The sequence below is a fragment of the Vibrio sp. S9_S30 genome (assembly GCF_014694455.1).
Taxonomy (GTDB): domain Bacteria; phylum Pseudomonadota; class Gammaproteobacteria; order Enterobacterales; family Vibrionaceae; genus Vibrio.
Genome location: NZ_JAAUWT010000003.1, coordinates 318870 through 337675 on the forward strand (window position 1 = coordinate 318870; position 18806 = coordinate 337675).

Consider the following 18806-nt stretch of genomic DNA (forward strand, 5'->3'; position numbering starts at 1 on the left):
GCGACGAGTCGGTAGACCAACATGCGTCTGTGAAGCGGTTATCTCTAAATAAGGTGGGTAGCCTTCATTGGCAGCCCACTCTTCTTAACCTGAGCGACTTCCTCTCTCTTTTCGCACGCCTCTCCCCCCCATCGAATAGGCAGACATCAATTCAAAATGCACACTCACATATTATCTTTATGTAGAGATACTTTACATAAAGCTACAATAGGAGTACATTGCCCTTATTATCTTTATATAAACATAGTTAACATGAATATATTTCTCGCGATGATCCCTGCTTTTTTTTGGGGAACAACATACGCCGTCACGCAATTTACCCTGTCTGAATGGCCGCCATTATTGTTGGGTTTTATTCGTGCTTTCCCAGCTGGTCTTCTTTTATTTGCACTTCGCCCCATCACACCCAAAAGGCATCAGTGGCAGCCTTTAGTCATTCTTTCTTTAGTGAATATCAGCGCATTTTTTGCCATGATTTTTCTTATGGCAGCCACATTACCAGCTGCTATATCGGGCGTAGGAATGGTTTCTGTCCCTATCTTCGCAATGGTTTTCCAATGGCTGTGGTTTAAGCATAAGCCTTCGAACATCCAAATGGTTTCTGGGGTATCTTTGGTGAGCTTTGCTTGGTTTCTTTTCGATCCAAGCCAAATTGAACTGGGGACAACAGGTTTGATTGCGATGTTCTGTGCGATTTGGTGCATTATTATCGGCAGTACGCTGACACAACAACTGTCGAAAGACATGCACTGGTGGGGTGTTTTAAGCTGGCAGCTCATTATTGGTGGCACAGCCCTCGGTGCCGCAGCGGGTATTCAGTGGTGGCTTGACCCATTCGTTTTCCAAGCCATTACCCATCACAACATTAGTGCAATGAATTGGCTTGGCATCGCTTGGATCATTATTTTGAATACGGCCTTAGCTTACGGAATGTATGTGTGGTTAATCCGGAAAATGACCATCGTCGAATTCACATTCAGCGGTATTGCGAACCCAATTGCGGGCATTGCAGGAGGTGTTTTACTGATGAATGAAACGTACAACAATACGCAAGTAGGCTTAATGCTAGGAATGATATTGGCATCACTTCTTCCAAACTTCCTGAATTTATGGCGAACCAAACGACGCTTAAACACTCAGGGAGCTAAAACAAAGAATACTCAGGATAATGTGCCTGTATCGGATTGAATAGGTAGCCTTGATAACCCCAAAAAGCATAAGGTAAAAGGTGGTTAAGCGAGTTCTGATCTTCGACTCTTTCCACAATCCACTTAGCATCACTCGACGATTTTTTCTGAAGGATAACCGCTAGCTTCTTATTAGCAACATCCGCCTGAAGATCGAAAAACGGATTATCCACTTTTACGTAATCGTACAAACCCGCACTGAGCTCTTCATCCCTAAAGTCATCCCCAACTTGATAGTCGTCTAGAGCCAGTTCTACCCCGACTTCCTTCAACTTAGTGACACCTTGAAGATAGTCTCTATCTTCTATCGAATATTGACGTTCTGTGGTTTCTACAACCAATGATTTTCCATAACACTTTAAGTGAAAGTGAACGGCAATCAGTAGGTTGATGGTCTTCTGACTACAAAGTGCGTGTCTTTCTACATTTAGGAATAAACATTTGAAAGGAAAAGAAGCAGGGTTAACATAAATTAAAAAATGAAGTTGTTGTTCAAGAATATCTTTGGCGAGGCGTTTACCTAGCTTTCCCTTCATAAACGTCGTGTGGACGGCTGCATCTTCTTGAGAAAGAAGTAACTCACTCGCGAGCAGCTTCTTACTTTCGCTCACAATAATTTCATTTTTAAACTGAAAACGAGGCCGGTCTGATTCAATTAAGTCTTGAGGTAGCGGAGTCACAGAACTTTTCCCGTTCTGGAAATGCATTTCAATAACAGATTGTTTTACATCTATGCTCATTTAGCGACTACCCTATAAGCTCGACTACCACTTCTTTTAGAGCAACTGCTCTGATTCAGTCCACCCTTAAACTATTGCTTAATAACATAAGCAGTGTGGAGCAGCGAATCAAACCGTTTTGCAGCAAATCGAGTTTATATGCGGCCTAACAAACGCAATTCGCAATTTTAAGACAAAATAATTGTAAAAATATATATTTTAGACACCACCTCTGACGTTAATTTTACATACCGACGTCATTCTTGTGATATTAGCGAGCACTTACATTAACATTTACTTTTTTACCAAGAAAATCATACTATCCCAAGATACTTTCATGGCACTTTCATTCTTGATTGACACAAGCCTTGTTGGGAACACCATCAAAATACGTCATAGATACCCAAGTGCCAACACCGCACGATCTTATTCAACTTAATAGAAATAACATCGAACTTCCTTTGGCTGTTTATTAAGGAAAGTGAGCTTAACCATGACATTGGATAAAAAGAGTAAAGGACCAAAACATGAACAACACCATGCTAGCAACGGCCATTCTTTCGGCTATCGCCCTACCTTCGGCTTCTGCGGTAACGATTTATGATAAAGACGGGACACGATTAGATTTAGGTGGACGCGCAGAAGGACGTTTCAGTGTCTCAGACACAAATAAAACAGGCAACAAAGGCACGTTTAAGGACATGAGCCGTGCCCGCGTAACCTTATCTGGCAAATCGGCTATTACTGATCAACTGTCGGGTTTTGGACAATACGAGGCCGAGCTCTCGGGCGAAGAAGATTTAACGAATCGCTACTACTATGTGGGTGTTAAAGGCGATTTTGGTTCTGTCTCTTACGGAAAACAAGATTCGGCTCAAGTCATGCTAAGTAACTTCACCGATACCTTAGCCACATTTGGCGCAAAAGCAGCCGACATCGTGAATGGGAATAAAGACAAACGAGAAAACGCGCTGGTCTATAAAAGCCAATTTGAACAACTGACTGTCTCTGGAGATTACCTATTTGCCGATAAAGACAACAACGACAGCACCCGAAGTTATGGCATTTCTGGGATTTACAGTTTGGAACGGTTTCGGATTGGTGCCGGTTACGTGAACCAGAAGCAAGGCGATGAAACCGAAAAACAATTCAACCTTGTTGGTGATGTGCAGTTAGAGCGTCTCAATTTTGCTGGTTTATACACGATGGGGAAAAGTGTGGTTGGGAACCAACTTAATGACTTCACCGGTTATGAGTTGATGGCAAAATACAATATAGAAAAAATGTCGTTTGTCGGTGCCTACAACACACAGAAAAACGACACTACAAAGACCGACATTGTGGATGAATTTGCTCTGGAAGCGGTTTATACCTTTAACGAACATTTAAGGACTTATGTAGGCTATCGTATCAACCAGATAAAAGAGGCCAACAACGAACTTCAAATGGGCTTACGTTACGACTTCTAATAAAAATAGAGCCGGCCACCTTAGCTGGCTTTATACCCTAACGAACGAAGAAACCCAAACGACGACACTATTATTACTGTTATTACTGTTATTACTGTTATTACTGTTATTACTGTTATTACTGTTATTTCCAACATATAACCAATCAATTTCATACACTAAATTCACACATTCATCTGAGTGGCTTTTCACGTGCATTTTTATTCAATATATGCATTTTATTATTTATTTTATTAAAAACGGTGAATCCTCCCTCACTTCAGATTCACTATCCGAACTTACGGTCTTAGATTTTGAACCCAAGGTCATTCTTTGATTTATCAGCGTCGTTCGTGAAATGACTCGAATTCTCTCTGATATTCCCCGTCATACGTTGTTAATCGTTTGCTTTGAAAAACTCCCTTTGATATTCATATCAACGATTATCTCTTTGATAATTAATAAATTAATTTACAAACAAACTTTAACAAGGAATGAAAAGTGAACAAGAACACACCTTTTTTCAGTCACTTTATTGAGTCTCAAATCGAAGAGCTAAGCGCTCAAGAAACTAAGCAATGTGCTGGTGGTTACATTGGTAACTTTGACGTCGTAACGATGAAAGCACCATCTGATGATGATGAAGGTCTAGAGTTCGTTCTTAAGCCGGGCGACCTAGTAACAATGAAGCACCCATCCGACAATGATGAAGGCAACGACTTCCCGTCGTTCTAAATAAGCCAAAAGAAGAAAACATGAGTAATAGCACCCTTTTTTAGCTATTTCATCGAGTCACAAATTGACGGGTTAAACGACGCGAAAACGACTCAATGCTCGGGTAGTTTTACAAGCTTTAATGTGTCAATGACGTACCCTTCTGACGGCGATAAAGGTATCGAAATCAAATTCGACCCTTAAATCAGGAATTTTTTTACCATGAACATTCACCTTACATTATGTAAGGTGAATACTTTAGTAAACACTAACTTACAATAAAACAGTGTATAAATAACATTCGTACAGATTAAAAATAGACCTTGATTCAAATTAAATCGTTTTTTTTGCGAAATAAAATAAGCTTCATCACGGTCAAATTTCAGGGGTGAAATAGAATTTAAATTCCAGCCTAAATGATTCTCAAATATGAGAAATTATTTTGTTAATGATAACATTGTCATTTTTTAACTAATTGCTTTTATGTATGTTTAAAAGGGTGAACGGCAGATAATGCCGATTCGTCGACGGAATAGTGTTCACATAAATATGCCAATTAACGGCACTAACATTAAATTAAAAAGGAACATACAAATGAGTAAGAACACTCCATTTTTTAATAATTTTATCGAAGCAGAGACATTAACTGAAGAAGAAATCAACCAAGTTTCAGGTGGTGTTGTTAACCGTGGTAATTTTAGTAATATTATATTTCCACTCGATTCCGAATCAGAAACTGCAACTCGTAAATCGCCATCTGATGATGATGAAGGTATATCTGCAATTGCATTTGAATTCGAATCTCCAGGAATTGTATTTCCAGATTGTTAAATACCAAATCGGGTTTAGGCAACACACGATAGAATTTTTATCCATTGCCTAGACACAACCTCTAAGCTATCACCCCCAAACTTTGGGGGTGATATTAAAAGAACGAATATGCAGATAAAAAACAAAAGTATCCTATGCATCACTCATTCTGAGGACACCTTTCCTGTTGATTGGGTGACAGAACACCTTACGGCATCGGGTGTAGAGGCTATTCGCTTAAACAGCGACCAATTCCCCTTGAATATTCAAATCGGTGGAAGTTTACAAAGCCTCCCTTTTGACTCGCCAATATCAGAAAAGCAATATCTGGAAAAAGCACGCATTGATACAGTGATTTCAACGGAAGGCTGGTCTATCAACGAATCAGACATTGGCGCGATATGGCATAGAAAAAACAGAGTCAGCAATTTATCTTCCGCGCTAGAGGGAGACGTATTAGCCCAAGCAACACGTGAGTCTGAGTGTATTAAGCAGTCTTTACTTTACAGTTTTGAAGATGTTTTCTGGCTTGATCACCCAAACACACAACGGGCTGGAGAAAGTAAATGGCTACAACTTAGAATGGCCAAAAAAGCAGGGCTCGACGTTCCTGCAACACTATTTACCAATATTCCAGACCAAGTAAAAGCATTCTATAAACAATGCAATGGCAATATTGTGGCAAAAATGCACACGCCGCTCACCGTAACTATGGGCAAGCCGCCCGCGTTTGTTTACACATCGAAAGTGACCGAATCTCACTTAGCGGATCTCGAATCGCTGCGCTTTTCTCCCATGATTTTTCAGCAACAAGTGAAAAAACAAGCGGAATTGCGCATAGCCTATGTCGATGGACATTGTTTCCCAGCCAAAGTGAATTTGAGCAGTAATGATGAAAAAGAACTGCTCGATTGGCGAAAAGCGGCGCCAACGCAATCCAATTGGCAACACACTGATATCCCGGACTCTCTCGTACAAAAATTACGCGTTTTCATGGGCTCTATGAATCTAAAATTTGGCGCTATTGACATCATATTAGATACGACTCGCAAATATCAGTTCTTAGAAGTGAACCCTGCGGGTGAATGGGGAATGTTAGAGGCAGAATTAGGCCTCCCTATTTCTAAACAGATCGCCCAAACACTTATCAAATACAGTCAATAGCAAGGAACAGCTGGTACAAGTATGACTAAAAATAAAGTTCTCATTATTACGCATTCAAAAGACAATCAAAGTATTGATACCATTTCAGAACTGCTGAAACAAGCTGGCGTTGTACCCGTGCGTTTTAATACGGATCTCTTTCCAACTCAGGTGCAAATTGCCACCCATCAGAATAATAAAGGCAACGAGAGTACGCTCATTACCGAACATGGCGATGTCGTCAAAGGTGACGAGATATTAGCCGTTTGGTATCGACGATTCTATCCAGCAAAAGGCTTACCTGCCGACATGGACATGCAGCTCAAGCAACCTTCAGCAGAAGAAAGCAAGCGAACCATTTTGGGCTATCTCGACAGCCTAGAGTGCTACAAACTTGATGATTACTGGGATATACGCCACGCATCCAATAAAGAGTATCAATTGATGCTGGCAAGAAAAGTGGGGTTAAACCTACCCAATACACTCACCAGTAACTCGCCAGAAGCCGTGCGCGATTTCTTTGCTGATAACAACGGTAAAATCATCACGAAGATGCAAACCGCCTTTTCGATTTGGAATGACGATGTCGAGCAAGTGGTCTTTACCAATAAAGTCAAAGAAGAACACCTAAAAAAGCTGGAAGAATTAAACCTGTGCCCAATGGTGTTCCAAGAACATGTCATGAAAGAGGTTGAGTTGCGTGCGACCGTTGTTGGCAACCAGGTTTACTGTGCATCCATTGACCCATCGATTATGAAGGGGATGGAAACCGACTGGCGTAAACGCGGTATTTACACGCTCGATAAATGGCAGCCATTTGACTTGCCGCAAGAAGAAGCCGATAAGCTGATCCGTCTCGCGACAGAGCTCAAGCTAAACTATGGCGCAGCAGATCTTATCTTAACGCCAGATGGTCAATACAAATTTCTAGAGATCAACCCATGCGGTGAGTTCTACTGGATGGACATCTACCAAAAGCTAGGCATTTGTGAAGCCATTGCTCAAAACTTGGTATCCGGTGGTCGATAACCGTAAGTTTGCCTTAATCTGCCCGAACGCCCCCATGCTCGGGCATTCTTAATACCGGAGAAACGTTTTGAGCCAGCTGTATCGTCAATCTGTCATTGACGCCCAAAAACAACGACTCCACGGCGATGTGTTGCTCACGCAACCTTTGTCTATTTATCTCATTGTGACCATTCTTTTCGTTTCCGTCACCTTGCTGGGCTTATACCTAAATTACGCCGAATACAGCCGAAAAGAGACGGTTCAGGGCTATATCTTACCCGATAAAGGCATTATCAAATCCTTTTCGCAACGTGAAGGCATCATCGAAACGGTTCATATCCAAGAGGGTCAGCAAGTTGAGAAAGGCGATCCTTTGATCACCATTCGCTCGAGAAACAAACTTGCTAATGGGCTGGATCTGAATCAAACCGTGATTGAAGAGTTTGAGAAGCAGTACCAATACATAGACAAAGAAATTCAATTTCAGAATAACCTTCACCAACAACAGGTAGCCAAACAAAAAATACTGGTTTCAGACATCGACCATCAACTCACCGCAATAGATGCTCAGAAATCCCTGATCAAAGAGAAGTACGCACTACAAATAGAAAGACAAAAGCAGCACCAAAAGCTCTTTCAAAATGGCCACCTTTCAGCATTAGACTTACAAACTCAAAAAGAAGCATTAATTGAAATTAAAGCTCAGCAAGAGCACGTTACCGCCAGTGAACTTGAACTAAGAAAAACACGAAACACTTTACTGTCTGATTTGGCTATTTTACCCAAACAGAATGAACTCAGTATTTTAGACCTTGAGCAACAGAAATCCTCAATACGCCAGCAACTCAGTCAGGCGCAAGGGAACGCCATTCATGTCCTCACTGCCAATGAAAATGGTAAGGCAACAGGCATCAATGTGGTGACAGGGGAAACCGTAGGTGACAACAAACTGTTGGTCAGCTTACTGCCTGAAAATGCCAAGCTGGTGGCAGAACTGTTCTTGCCAACTCGCTCTGCTGGCTTTGTGAAAAAAGGCGATATCGTCAAACTCAGGTTAGAGGCCTTCCCCTATCAACGATTTGGCTACCTAAACGGCAATGTGGAACAAATAGACACGGTGTTACTGCAAAAAGGCGAAACGCCCGTTCCGATTAACGAACCCGTTTACCGTATTAGAGTGGCACTCGAACAAGCGTTCATCCGATTTGAAGGCACGGACATACCGCTCAAAAATGGCATGCTATTGGAAGCGGATATTTTACTGGAAAGCCGCAGCGTCATGGGCTGGATATTAGAGCCTATCTACGGATTATTAGGAAAGATATAGAATGGATCACGCCGAGAAAGAGCCTCATATTACTGAGCTACTGGAGTATTCCGGCAACCGAAAAGTCGCCATGATTTCGCAAACGGAAGCCACGGAATGCGGCTTAGCTTGCTTGGCGATGGTCTCGTCCTACTATGGGTATAAACTCGATATGCCTGCTGCACGTCGATTTTATTCGCCCGGAATGAAAGGGATCAACATCCAACAGTTGATTCAAACCGCCGACAAAATGCAGCTGGCCGCCAGAGCACTAAAATGCCCATTGGAGCACATCGGAAAGCTCACGTTGCCCTGCGTCGTGCACTGGGATCTTAACCATTTTGTGGTACTAACAGGGGTCAAAAAAAATACCGTCACCATTAATGACCCGGCATCAGGCACCCGCGTCTTATCTCTTACTGAATTCAGTAAACATTACACGGGTATTGCCATTGAGCTCATTCCAACGAAAGAATTTGAACAAAAAGATGCACGCCAAAACATGGGCATCAGCCAATTGTGGACACGTGTTTCAGGCCTTGGAAAAGCATTATCCACACTGGTGTTTCTGTCGATTCTTCTCCAGTTTTTAATGCTGCTTAGCCCCTATTACATTCAGCTGGTTGTGGACGAGGTGCTAGTCAGCTTCGATGATACATTACTGGTCGTCTTAGCCGCTGGGTTCAGCCTGCTCTTGCTGTTTAACATCACCACCAAAGCGATTCGAAGTTGGTTGATCCTTCGGTTATCCAGCCAGCTAAATCTGCAAATGGGCGCGAATCTGCTTCGTCATTTACTGCGCCTACCCATGAGCTACTTTGAAACTCGCCACATCGGTGACTTGGTTTCTCGCTTCGGATCCCTCAATCAAGTACGTGAGCGCATGACGACAGGTTTAGTCGAAACCATTGTCGACGGCATCATGTCAATTGCGATACTCGCCGTCATGCTCGCTTACAGCCCATTTCTGACTGCCGTTGTCTTGTGTGTGGTTCTTACCTACCTCACGGTTCGCCTCGCGCTGTACAGTAAACTGCAACAGGCAACAGAAACCTCCATTGAAGCCAGAGCGAAAGAACAAAGCCAATTTTTGGAAACGGCTCGCGGCATTCAAACCATCCGCCTTTTTAATGCCGAATCCATGCGCCAAAGTACTTGGCAAAATCGCTACAGCTCCGTCATCAATGCCGATATCAAACTGGGTAAGCTCAGTATTGGCTTTGACTCGGCAAACCAGTTGCTGTTCGGGTTAGAAAACATCTTCATCATTTTCCTTGCCGCCATGGCGGTAATGAGTGGGGACATGACCATCGGTATGGTGTTTGCGTTCTTAGCGTACAAAGATCAATTAACCACCCGAATGTCGATGCTGATAGAACAAGTCGTTCAATTTAAAATGCTTCGCTTGCACCTTGACCGTATCGCCGATATTGCCCTGCACGAACAAGAGCCGCACCGCGAGAAAGGGCGTAACTTAACCCAGATGCGCGGCAACATAGAGCTGGTCGATCTGTCGTTCAAATATTCTGAAAATGACGACTACCTTTTCCAAAATATGAATCTCACCATACCTGCCGGTGAATCCATCGCTTTGGTGGGACCTTCTGGCTGTGGCAAGTCGACATTAATGAAGTTAATGCTTGGGTTGCTTCAACCCTCGTCTGGGAAAATATTGATCGATGGCGAAGACATCCGAGATTTAGGGCTGTCAAGTTATCGAGACAGGATTGCCTCGGTGATGCAAGACGACACGCTGCTTACCGGATCGGTAGAAGAAAACATTACCTTCTTTTCACCAGAACCCGACCACCAAATGATGATGCAATGCGCGCACATGGCTGGCATTCATGAAGACATAGCCAAACTGCCAATGAACTACCAAAGTTTGGTGTCGGATATGGGGTCGAATTTCTCGGGCGGTCAAACCCAGCGGTTATTGCTGGCTAGAGCACTTTACCATCGCCCAGCGATTTTGTTTTTGGATGAAGCCACCAGCCATTTGGATGTTGAAAATGAAAGCCGAATCAACGAGCACATTAAAGGGCTTCCGTTTACTCGTGTAATGATCGCCCATCGCCCCGAAACCATCAAAAGTGCGGATAGGGTGGTCAACATCAGTGAGCTCTAGATCCACCTAAGCACTATGACGGCGTAGCAGGCTTTTCGGTGAGAAGCCTGTGACCAACATGGTGCCACTGACCACCAGTATGGTGCCAATTACTGTGTTAAACCCGATCGGCTCACCCAGTATCAAATGTCCCCATAAAATACCAAAAAACGGAATCAAAAAAGTCACAGAAAGCGTGGATGCAGGTCCGATATCCGTCACCAAACGAAAGTACAACAGATACGCCAACCCTGTACACAACACACCCAGTACCGCGACCGATGACCATTCAAATACCGTCGGCATCTCAGGCATCGGTAGCCAGGGCAATAAAGGCAGCACCAAAATCACAGCCCCCCACATACTTCCGTGCGCATTATCGAACGATGAAATCTTGGGTGCATTCTTGGCGTAGTTAGTCGCTATCCCATAACAGGATGCGGCCATCACTCCGGCGATAATAGGCAATGTCGCTTCTTCACCAATGTTTACGGCATCCCACCCCACTAATACAGCGACACCTATAACCCCCAGCACTAAACCAACTCCCCCTTTGAGCGACAAGGGAGTCTTGTGCCAAAAATACGCAATCACCGCTCCCCAAATCACCGCTGTCGAATTCAAAATAGACAAGGTAGACGCATTCAATGTTTGAGCCGCATAGGCGAAAAGCATAAATGGCATAGCGGTGTTGAAAGACGCAATCATCAGAAAGTGCTTAGGGTACTGAAGCAAAATCAGCCGACGTTTAAGAAACACAGACACCAGCAGCAAACTGATGGCAGCAAACAGCACCCGAAATTCGATTAAATACGCAGGACCAAAGCTGTTGGCGGCGATCCTCATAAAAAGAAAAGACGCCCCCCAAATCGCCGCGAGGCATAGTAATCGTAAAAAGTTGGCTGTCGTCATTTCTTTATCCTTTTCTAATAAGACTTCACTGTGTATTAGGTTGATAAAAAACACAATTACAAATCAAATTGCGGTTCCGATAATGGCGATCTATTGTTTTTCGCAGAACATAAATTGCACGCCATGTTTTAACCAATAACGCTCACCCACCAAGCATATTGAGATCACTTCGTATATCTTAAGAACATTGATAGAACGAATAATAGGCAAGGAATACGTCATGAATTTCAAGCGCATTGAAACTTTCGTACTGGTGGCAACGCTGGGTAGCTTTCGTAAAGCCGCGGAGCAACAGTTCACCACTCAGCCTGCCATTTCCACACGAATAGCGGGATTAGAAGAAGAGTTGGGGGTTAAGCTGTTCGACAGAGACACTTCCCCAATTGTGCTCACAGCACAAGGTAAAGACCTGTTACCTTATGCTGAGAAAATGCTGTATATGGCGGAACAAATGCACAAACGTGCCGACATCAGCCGGTTACTTTCAGGAACACTGCGTTTGGGGGTATCTGAAACCATTGCGCATACTTGGCTAACCGATTTCCTCAAAGTGCTTCATCATGAGCTGCCTAACCTCAATGTGGACATGACGGTTGATGTCACTGGTAACTTGAAGAGCGGGCTGCTTGATCGCTCACTGGATTTGGCTTTTTTAATGGGACCGGTTGCCGAGCCCGGGATCACCAATCACGATCTTTGCCAATTTCCATTGGTGTGGGTGGCCAGCACCGACCTACCTTTACCCGATAAAACCTTATCGCTGGAAGAGATGGTTCAATACCCGATCATTACGTACTCTCGCAACACTCAGCCTTTTTCCGAGATCAGCGAAAAATGCATGCAGATCGACGGGCTTCCCGCGCGGTTTTTCTCGTCCAGTTCACTGTCTGCCTGCCTTAAACTCACTCTAGATCAGATTGGCATTTCCACTTTGCCGTTGGCGACAGTCTCTTCCGATATTCAGCGGGGTGTACTCAAAAAATTGGATGCTCACTGGGAGCCCTCTGCGTTGGCTTTTACCGCTTCGTATCCTTCGGTTGCATTTAACAGTGCGGCTGAGCTTGCCGCAGAGATTGCCGTGAGAGTGGCAGAGAAATTTGAACAGGGTGATAAATAAAATTTATACCAGTAAGTAAAAAACCATAATTGGACTTTATGCACTTACAAAGCAACACTTGAGTTACATTTCTTTAACAATGGACTGCTTTGCGAAATGCTCAATACACATTCTAAGCCTTCAGCCTACAAAGCTCAGCGACTTGCTCAAGCGTCTGAAGTAAGAAAAAAAATCCGACTTGGAAAATTCAACCAGCCAACCAGTGGTGTCGCCTCTGGGCTGGTTCAAGGCAATATCGTGATACTGCCGCAAGAGTGGGCAAACGACTTTTTACGGTTTTGCCAAAGCAATCCCGCCGCTTGCCCGTTAATTGCCGTTTCTCAACCTGGGCATCCTCTGTTGTCTGATCTTGGTGAAGACATCGACATCAGAACGGATGTGCCAGAATTCAAGGTATTTCGACACGGGGAACACGCAGAAACCGTGACCGACATTCACAGCCTGTGGCAGTCCGATTTTGTCACGTTTGTACTCGGCTGCTCATTTTCGTTCGAAGATTCGCTTGAGCGCGCAGGGCTAACGGTAAGAAACATCGAGTCCCAAACCAATGTGTCTATGTACAAAACCAATATTCCAACGACGCCAAGTGGCCGGTTTCACGGCAATATGGTGGTGTCCATGCGCCCATTTGTTGCATCAGATGCGATTCGTGCCATCCAAGTCACCTCCCGCTTGCCTAAAGCACACGGTGCTCCCGTCCATATTGGCGACCCTACCCTGATAGGGATCGATGATCTATCACAACCTGACTTTGGCGATGCCGTCGACATACACCAACACGAACTCCCTGTTTTTTGGGCCTGTGGTGTCACCCCCCAAGTGGCGATTGCTAATGCAAAACCCCCGATTGCGATCACCCACGTACCCGGAAAAATGCTCATCACAGATTGCCTAAACGATGAATTGGCAGTGCTGTAGCTGATCAGCAATGACTTAAGCTACTAATTAAGCGATATAAATGTTAAGCGATATAAATGGAGATTAACATCATGAAATGGAAAGCAAAAACCGCCGCCACGTTACTTATCAGTGGATTATTCGCTCACAGTGCGCTTGCCGAGAAATGGCATATGCCGACGCCGTACGGTGATGGTCACTTATCGACTCAAATCGCCTATCAGTTTGCTAAAGACATCAAAAACGATACCAATGGCGACGTCGATATCACGGTCTATTCTGGCGCCTCTTTAATGAAGCACCCTGAAATTCCGCGTGCTGTGCGGACTGGTCAAGTTCAGCTTGGGGAAGTGTTCATCGGCATCATGGGAAACACGCACCCAATCTTTAAACACGACAACATTCCTTTCCTTGCGACCAATTACGACCAAGCCAAAAAGCTATGGTTAGCCGCTAAACCGGAAGTTGAAAAACAACTCAGCAAAGAAGGGTTGATGCTTCTGTACACCGCACCGTGGCCATCGCAGAGCCTTTACACGAAGAAACCGATTCAATCGTTAGCGGATCTGAAAGGCAGCAAAATGCGCGCCTACAGCCCATCCACATCGCGCCTTGCTGACTTGATGAATACCACCCCCACCACCGTGCAATTGCCTGACATTCCTCAAGCATTCAGTACTGGGATTATTGATGCGATGATCACCTCACCATCCACAGGCGCCAATGGTCAAGCGTGGGATTACCTCAGTCACTTTACCGAAGTAAAAGCGTGGATCCCTAAAAACTTCGTCGTCGTGAACAAGCGTGCATTCAAACGATTAGATAAAGACGCTCAAAAGAGCATTCTGGCGGCGGCTGAGAAAGCAGAAAAATCGGCGTGGGATCTCGTTGTAGAGCGTGAAGCTCGTGATACTGCCATCCTTGCAGATAACGGCATTAAAGTTACGCAACCATCAGAAACGCTGCTGGCTGAGCTGAAAGAGATTGGCGTCACCATGACGAAAGAATGGGAACAAGAAGCCCCTTCAGAAGTAAAAATGGTGCTCGACAGATACAACCAATAATACATTACCTTAAGGCTCTGCTTTCAGAGCCTTTCTTTGAACTGAGGTCGATTGACCTAATACCGAAGTATTGCTGTGGGGTTTTTCAGTGAATACGTTTAAACACACGCTTTATATGCTGTCTGGCTACTCATCTGGGTTGTGCATCGTTCTGATGATGCTGATCATTCTGGCTCAGGTGGTGGGACGATTGTTTGGGTTTATTGTGCCGTCAGCCGAAGATTTTTCTGGTTACGCGTTGGCCGCATCCACTTTTTTTGGGCTGGCATACGCTTTTCGAGAAGGCGGGCACATTCGCGTGACATTGGTGATTCAGCGTTTACCTGAACGTATACAGCACTATCAAGAGACGTTCATCCTTATTTTTGCTTTTCTCTTGGTAACGTTTATGAGCTTTTACTGCGCCCATATGGTGTGGGAATCCTACGATTTTGAAGAAGTCACCCATGGCTACATTCCGATCCCGTTGTGGATGCCACAAGTGCCTGTTGCGCTGGGCATGTTTGGTCTTAATTTGGCCGTGCTCGACAACCTCATTATGGCATTGAAAGGGCAAGCACCGGCATACAAAGCCCACGAAGGCGAGACGGAGTAAGGAAAAGCATTCATGGATATTTCTGTTATTTCTATTATCTTGGCACTCACCATGATCCTCATGCTCGCCGCTGGGATATGGGTGTCGCTTGCTTTAATTGGCGTTGGAGTGCTCGGTTTGTACATGACGGGCAATGAACAAATCGGCTTGCTGTTCGCCACCTCAAGTTGGGGTGGAAGCACCAGTTGGTCACTCACGGCTTTGCCGATGTTTATTTGGATGGGAGAACTGCTGTTTCGAACTCGCCTGTCTGAAGATCTCTTTAAAGGGCTTGCCCCGTGGTTAAGTGGATTTCCGGGGAAGCTCTTGCACGTTAACGTACTGAGCTGCGGTATTTTCGCGGCGGTATCGGGATCCTCCGCCGCAACAGCGGCAACCATAGGGCGTATGACACTGCCGGAGCTTAAAGCCCAAGGTTACAGCGAAAAAATGGCCATCGGCACGCTTGCGGGTTCTGGCACTCTGGGGTTACTGATCCCACCTTCTATCATTTTGATCGTTTATGGTGTGGCCGCAGAAGTGTCCATTGGCCGGCTATTCATCGCTGGAGCCCTACCTGGGCTTATGCTGGTGATGATGTTTATGGGGTATACGGCGGTATGGGCACTACTCACTAAAGACGGGCTCCCTGCACACAATAAAGAAAGCGTGTCTTTCACCGTTAAGGTGGCGGCACTCAAAAAACTCCTGCCAATCGTCAGCCTTATCCTGTTCGTACTCGGTTCCATATACGGTGGGCTGACTACACCAACCGAAGCCGCGGCACTGGGCGTCTTTGGCGCACTCATTCTGGCGTGGATGACGGGTTCTTTGTCGCTGAGCACCTTTCTTGACAGCTTGCTCGGTGCGGTGAAAAGTTCCTGCATGATTGGGCTGATTCTGGTTGGTGCGCACTTTCTGACACTGGCAATGGGCTTTTTGGGCATTCCTCGCGCATTGGCGGAATGGATAGCGACGTTGACTCTGTCTCCGTTTGAATTGCTTATCTACCTAACGGTACTGTTCGTTATTCTCGGGTGTTTTTTGGATGGCATCTCTGTTGTTGTGTTAACCGTCGCCGTTGTCATGCCAATGGTGCAACAAGCTGGCATCGACTTGTTGTGGTTTGGTATATTCATTGTATTGGTTGTCGAAATGTCACAAATTACCCCGCCAGTTGGGTTTAATTTGTTTGTTATTCAGGCACTCACAGGTAAAAACATACTCTATGTGGCACGCGCTGCACTGCCCTTTTTCTTATTGATTTTAGTGGGTTTGGTCATGATCACCGTATTTCCAGAGATCGTGACCTATTTACCCACCACCATGACACAAAGATAATCGAATCTGCGTTTTTAAAAGACATCGTTTAAGAGACAAAACATGAAACTGAATTGCGATATGGGTGAGTCCTTTGGCGGCTGGGCTAAAGGACAGGATTCTCACGTCATGCCTTTTATCGACATGGCGAACATTGCGTGTGGCTTTCACGCTTCAGACCCACTGACCATGGACAAAACCGTTCGCATGGCCGTCGAGAACAACGTAAAAATTGGTGCCCACCCTGGCTACCCCGATCTCGTTGGGTTTGGGCGTCGTAATATGGATATTGCCCCCCAAGAGCTCGAAGCCATATTGATCTACCAAATTGGTGCTCTGGATGCGATTTGCCAAAAACACGGCACTGAAGTCAGCTACATCAAACCTCATGGCGCGATGTACAACCAGATGATGAAAGACAAAACCATTCTGGCTACCATCATGAAAGCGGTTCGCAAAGTTCGCCCACTTTGCCCGCTCGTGGTGATGGCAACCCCAAATAACGACATTATTCGAGCCATGGCACAAGAGCACGGCATTGAGGTGTGGTTTGAAGCGTTTTCTGATCGGGCATACGACGACGAAGGCTATCTGGTTTCTCGCCACAAAGCGGGGGCGGTGTATACCGATTTCACTCGCATCAAAAATCAAATAGGCCAAATCATCGAAGAAGGCTGTGTGACCACCATAACAGGCAAAAAGCTGTCCATCGACGTCGACACCATTTGCATTCACGGCGACGGCGAGCACGCGGCCAGAGTGAGTGAAGCGGCGGCAGTCATGAGGAGAGCCAACTGATGCGCATTGAGCCGGTCAATGAGATGACCTGTATCGTGTACTTTGGCGACCAAATTAGCGAACACGTCGCGCAACAAATCAGCTGGGCAATTGACAGGATACGCAACAACCTTGGCGACATTGTGATCGACATTATCCCGTCGTACACCTCTATTCTGGTGTGCTACGACATCAACAAAACCGATCGATTCGCCATTATTGCCCATCTAAAAGAAGTGCTTCGAGAATCAAGTTCTGCCCATACAAAAACTCAGCCTTCACAAGTCGTTGAGCTACCCGTTTACTATGGCGACGAAGTCGCACTGGATTTACAAGAGATTTGCGATCACCATAAGCTGAGCAAAAGTGAAGTTATCCAGATCCATAGCGATAAGATCTATCAAGTGTACGCCATTGGGTTTAGCCCCGGCTTTGCCTATTTGGGGACGACAGATGAACGCATCACCATGCCACGCAAATCCACCCCTCGTTTAAACGTCCCCACAGGCAGCGTTGGCGTGGCGGATAACCAAACGGCGATTTACCCAAGCGCCACACCCGGTGGTTGGCAAATAGTGGGTCGAACGCCGCTCAAGATGATCGATTGGGAAAGCGACTCACTGGCTCGTGTAGCGGTCGGCAATCAAGTGCGCTTTCGCCCCATTACTCGCGAAGAATTTTTGGACTTGGGAGGGCAGTTCGATGAGCTTTGAAGTCATTAATCCGGGGCTGCTTGCTTTGATTCAAGATCTCGGGCGTTTCGGGTATCAGCACATGGGCATTACCACGGGCGGCCCTATGGATGAACATGCATTTTGTTGGGCAAATCGAATGCTCGACAACCCACAAAACGCACCACAGCTTGAAATCACGTTTGGAAAGCTTACTTTAAAGGCACTCGCAGATACTTGCATTGCAATAACAGGAGCAGACCTAAACACCAGAATCGGCGATAAAAAAATTCAGCCTTGGAATACTTATCGAATTCGAAAAGGCGATACCTTGAGTTTCGATTCTCCTGCCAGTGGCCTGCGCGCTTATTTGGCGGTGAAGGGCGGTTTTACTATCGACCCACAACTCGACAGCGTTTCGACGGTATCACGAGAGAAAATCGGCGGCATAGAAGGGGGCCGCGCGTTAAAACAAGGGGATGTTTTACGGTTTATCCCTTGTAAAGACGACATCAACACTCGGACACCCAAATGGGCGATCCCCGACTATACTGTGCCACTGGAATTGGGCGTGATGCTCGGATACCAGTACCGAGATTTTCCCAATAACGACATCATGACTCTGTTTTCCAGCGCTTATGAAGTCTCATCCAACATTGATCGAATGGGCTACCGGCTGTCTGGTCAAGCCATTCGCTGCAATCGGGACGGCATTATTTCAGAAGGCATTGCTTACGGTGCAATACAGATTCCTAAAGATGGGCAACCCATCGTGCTCATGAGAGACAGGCAAACCATCGGGGGCTACCCCAAAATAGGGTGTTTAAGTGCGTTAGGGGCTGGCCAGCTTGCGCAACGCGCCCCCGGAAGCCAAATCCGTTTTTACCAAATGGACGTTGGCGAAGCAGAGGCGCAGCGCGTCATCTTCAATCGAGTCATGCAAACTAAATAGCGTGTTGTCGAGCGAATGAAGTCGAACTCATAAAACGGTAAAGGCGTCACCATCTTTCTCATCACTTGATATTTAACATA

The 18806-nt window shown here is 45.4% G+C and carries 19 protein-coding genes; 17 read left to right on the forward strand and 2 right to left on the reverse strand.

Going from position 1 to position 18806, the window contains the following annotated elements; all coding sequences use genetic code 11:
• The first annotated feature begins 252 nt into the window (after window positions 1–252).
• Complete coding sequence (locus HC752_RS05410) at window positions 253–1188, forward strand: DMT family transporter (protein ID WP_190334098.1); 936 nt, start codon at window positions 253–255, stop codon at window positions 1186–1188.
• Here the strand turns inward: HC752_RS05410 and HC752_RS05415 are convergent.
• Complete coding sequence (locus HC752_RS05415; protein WP_190334099.1) at window positions 1145–1927, reverse strand: EAL domain-containing protein; 783 nt, start codon at window positions 1925–1927, stop codon at window positions 1145–1147. The genes HC752_RS05410 and HC752_RS05415 overlap by 44 nt on opposite strands.
• Before the next feature lie 506 nt (window positions 1928–2433).
• Between HC752_RS05415 and HC752_RS05420 the strand changes: the two genes are divergently transcribed.
• The 8 genes from HC752_RS05420 (at window position 2434) to HC752_RS05455 (ending at window position 10463) form a co-directional block, all read left to right on the forward strand.
• Window positions 2434–3375 carry a porin gene (locus HC752_RS05420; RefSeq protein ID WP_190334100.1) on the forward strand — a complete coding sequence of 314 codons (942 nt, stop codon included), beginning with the start codon at window positions 2434–2436 and terminating at the stop codon, window positions 3373–3375.
• Window positions 3376–3855: 480 nt separating this feature from the next.
• Window positions 3856–4089 carry a microviridin/marinostatin family tricyclic proteinase inhibitor gene (locus HC752_RS05425; RefSeq protein WP_190334101.1) on the forward strand — a complete coding sequence of 78 codons (234 nt, stop codon included), beginning with the start codon at window positions 3856–3858 and terminating at the stop codon, window positions 4087–4089.
• Window positions 4090–4116: 27 nt separating this feature from the next.
• Window positions 4117–4272, forward strand: coding sequence for a microviridin/marinostatin family tricyclic proteinase inhibitor (locus HC752_RS25405; RefSeq protein WP_190334167.1), 156 nt, complete (start codon window positions 4117–4119; stop codon window positions 4270–4272).
• Window positions 4273–4662: 390 nt separating this feature from the next.
• A complete protein-coding gene (locus HC752_RS05435; protein ID WP_190334102.1) occupies window positions 4663–4899 on the forward strand; it encodes a microviridin/marinostatin family tricyclic proteinase inhibitor in 237 nt (78 codons plus the stop codon).
• Between the two features lie 108 nt (window positions 4900–5007).
• Window positions 5008–6042, forward strand: a complete 1035-nt coding sequence (locus HC752_RS05440; protein ID WP_190334103.1) for an MvdC/MvdD family ATP grasp protein — start codon at window positions 5008–5010, stop codon at window positions 6040–6042.
• 21 nt (window positions 6043–6063) lie between these two features.
• Window positions 6064–7050 (forward strand): MvdC/MvdD family ATP grasp protein, encoded by a 987-nt coding sequence (locus HC752_RS05445; RefSeq protein ID WP_190334104.1) that lies wholly within the window; start codon window positions 6064–6066, stop codon window positions 7048–7050.
• Window positions 7051–7117: 67 nt separating this feature from the next.
• The gene (locus tag HC752_RS05450; protein WP_190334105.1) at window positions 7118–8356 is read left to right on the forward strand and encodes an HlyD family efflux transporter periplasmic adaptor subunit; all 1239 of its coding nucleotides are present in this window, start codon (window positions 7118–7120) and stop codon (window positions 8354–8356) included.
• A 1-nt stretch (window position 8357) separates the two neighbouring features.
• Window positions 8358–10463 carry a peptidase domain-containing ABC transporter gene (locus HC752_RS05455; RefSeq protein WP_190334106.1) on the forward strand — a complete coding sequence of 702 codons (2106 nt, stop codon included), beginning with the start codon at window positions 8358–8360 and terminating at the stop codon, window positions 10461–10463.
• Between the two features lie 6 nt (window positions 10464–10469).
• On the opposite strand, the gene HC752_RS05460 is transcribed toward HC752_RS05455, so the two are convergent.
• Window positions 10470–11354, reverse strand: a complete 885-nt coding sequence (locus HC752_RS05460; protein ID WP_190334107.1) for a DMT family transporter — start codon at window positions 11352–11354, stop codon at window positions 10470–10472.
• Between the two features lie 220 nt (window positions 11355–11574).
• On the opposite strand from HC752_RS05460, the gene HC752_RS05465 reads away from it, so the two are divergent.
• From HC752_RS05465 to HC752_RS05500, 8 genes are all read left to right on the forward strand, one after another.
• Window positions 11575–12471 carry a LysR family transcriptional regulator gene (locus HC752_RS05465; RefSeq protein WP_190334108.1) on the forward strand — a complete coding sequence of 299 codons (897 nt, stop codon included), beginning with the start codon at window positions 11575–11577 and terminating at the stop codon, window positions 12469–12471.
• A 96-nt stretch (window positions 12472–12567) separates the two neighbouring features.
• Window positions 12568–13389 carry a putative hydro-lyase gene (locus tag HC752_RS05470; protein ID WP_190334109.1) on the forward strand — a complete coding sequence of 274 codons (822 nt, stop codon included), beginning with the start codon at window positions 12568–12570 and terminating at the stop codon, window positions 13387–13389.
• Window positions 13390–13460: 71 nt separating this feature from the next.
• The gene (locus tag HC752_RS05475; protein WP_190334110.1) at window positions 13461–14432 is read left to right on the forward strand and encodes a TRAP transporter substrate-binding protein; all 972 of its coding nucleotides are present in this window, start codon (window positions 13461–13463) and stop codon (window positions 14430–14432) included.
• 115 nt (window positions 14433–14547) lie between these two features.
• The gene (locus HC752_RS05480) at window positions 14548–15027 is read left to right on the forward strand and encodes a TRAP transporter small permease (protein WP_190334168.1); all 480 of its coding nucleotides are present in this window, start codon (window positions 14548–14550) and stop codon (window positions 15025–15027) included.
• Window positions 15028–15039: 12 nt separating this feature from the next.
• Window positions 15040–16347, forward strand: a complete 1308-nt coding sequence (locus HC752_RS05485) for a TRAP transporter large permease (protein WP_190334111.1) — start codon at window positions 15040–15042, stop codon at window positions 16345–16347.
• A 42-nt stretch (window positions 16348–16389) separates the two neighbouring features.
• The gene (locus HC752_RS05490; protein WP_190334112.1) at window positions 16390–17124 is read left to right on the forward strand and encodes a 5-oxoprolinase subunit PxpA; all 735 of its coding nucleotides are present in this window, start codon (window positions 16390–16392) and stop codon (window positions 17122–17124) included.
• Window positions 17124–17816 carry a 5-oxoprolinase subunit PxpB gene (gene pxpB, locus HC752_RS05495; protein WP_190334113.1) on the forward strand — a complete coding sequence of 231 codons (693 nt, stop codon included), beginning with the start codon at window positions 17124–17126 and terminating at the stop codon, window positions 17814–17816. The genes HC752_RS05490 and pxpB overlap by 1 nt, the downstream gene beginning before the upstream one ends.
• Complete coding sequence (locus HC752_RS05500) at window positions 17806–18726, forward strand: 5-oxoprolinase subunit C family protein (protein ID WP_190334114.1); 921 nt, start codon at window positions 17806–17808, stop codon at window positions 18724–18726. Before pxpB ends, HC752_RS05500 begins: the two co-directional genes overlap by 11 nt.
• Window positions 18727–18806: the final 80 nt, after the last annotated feature.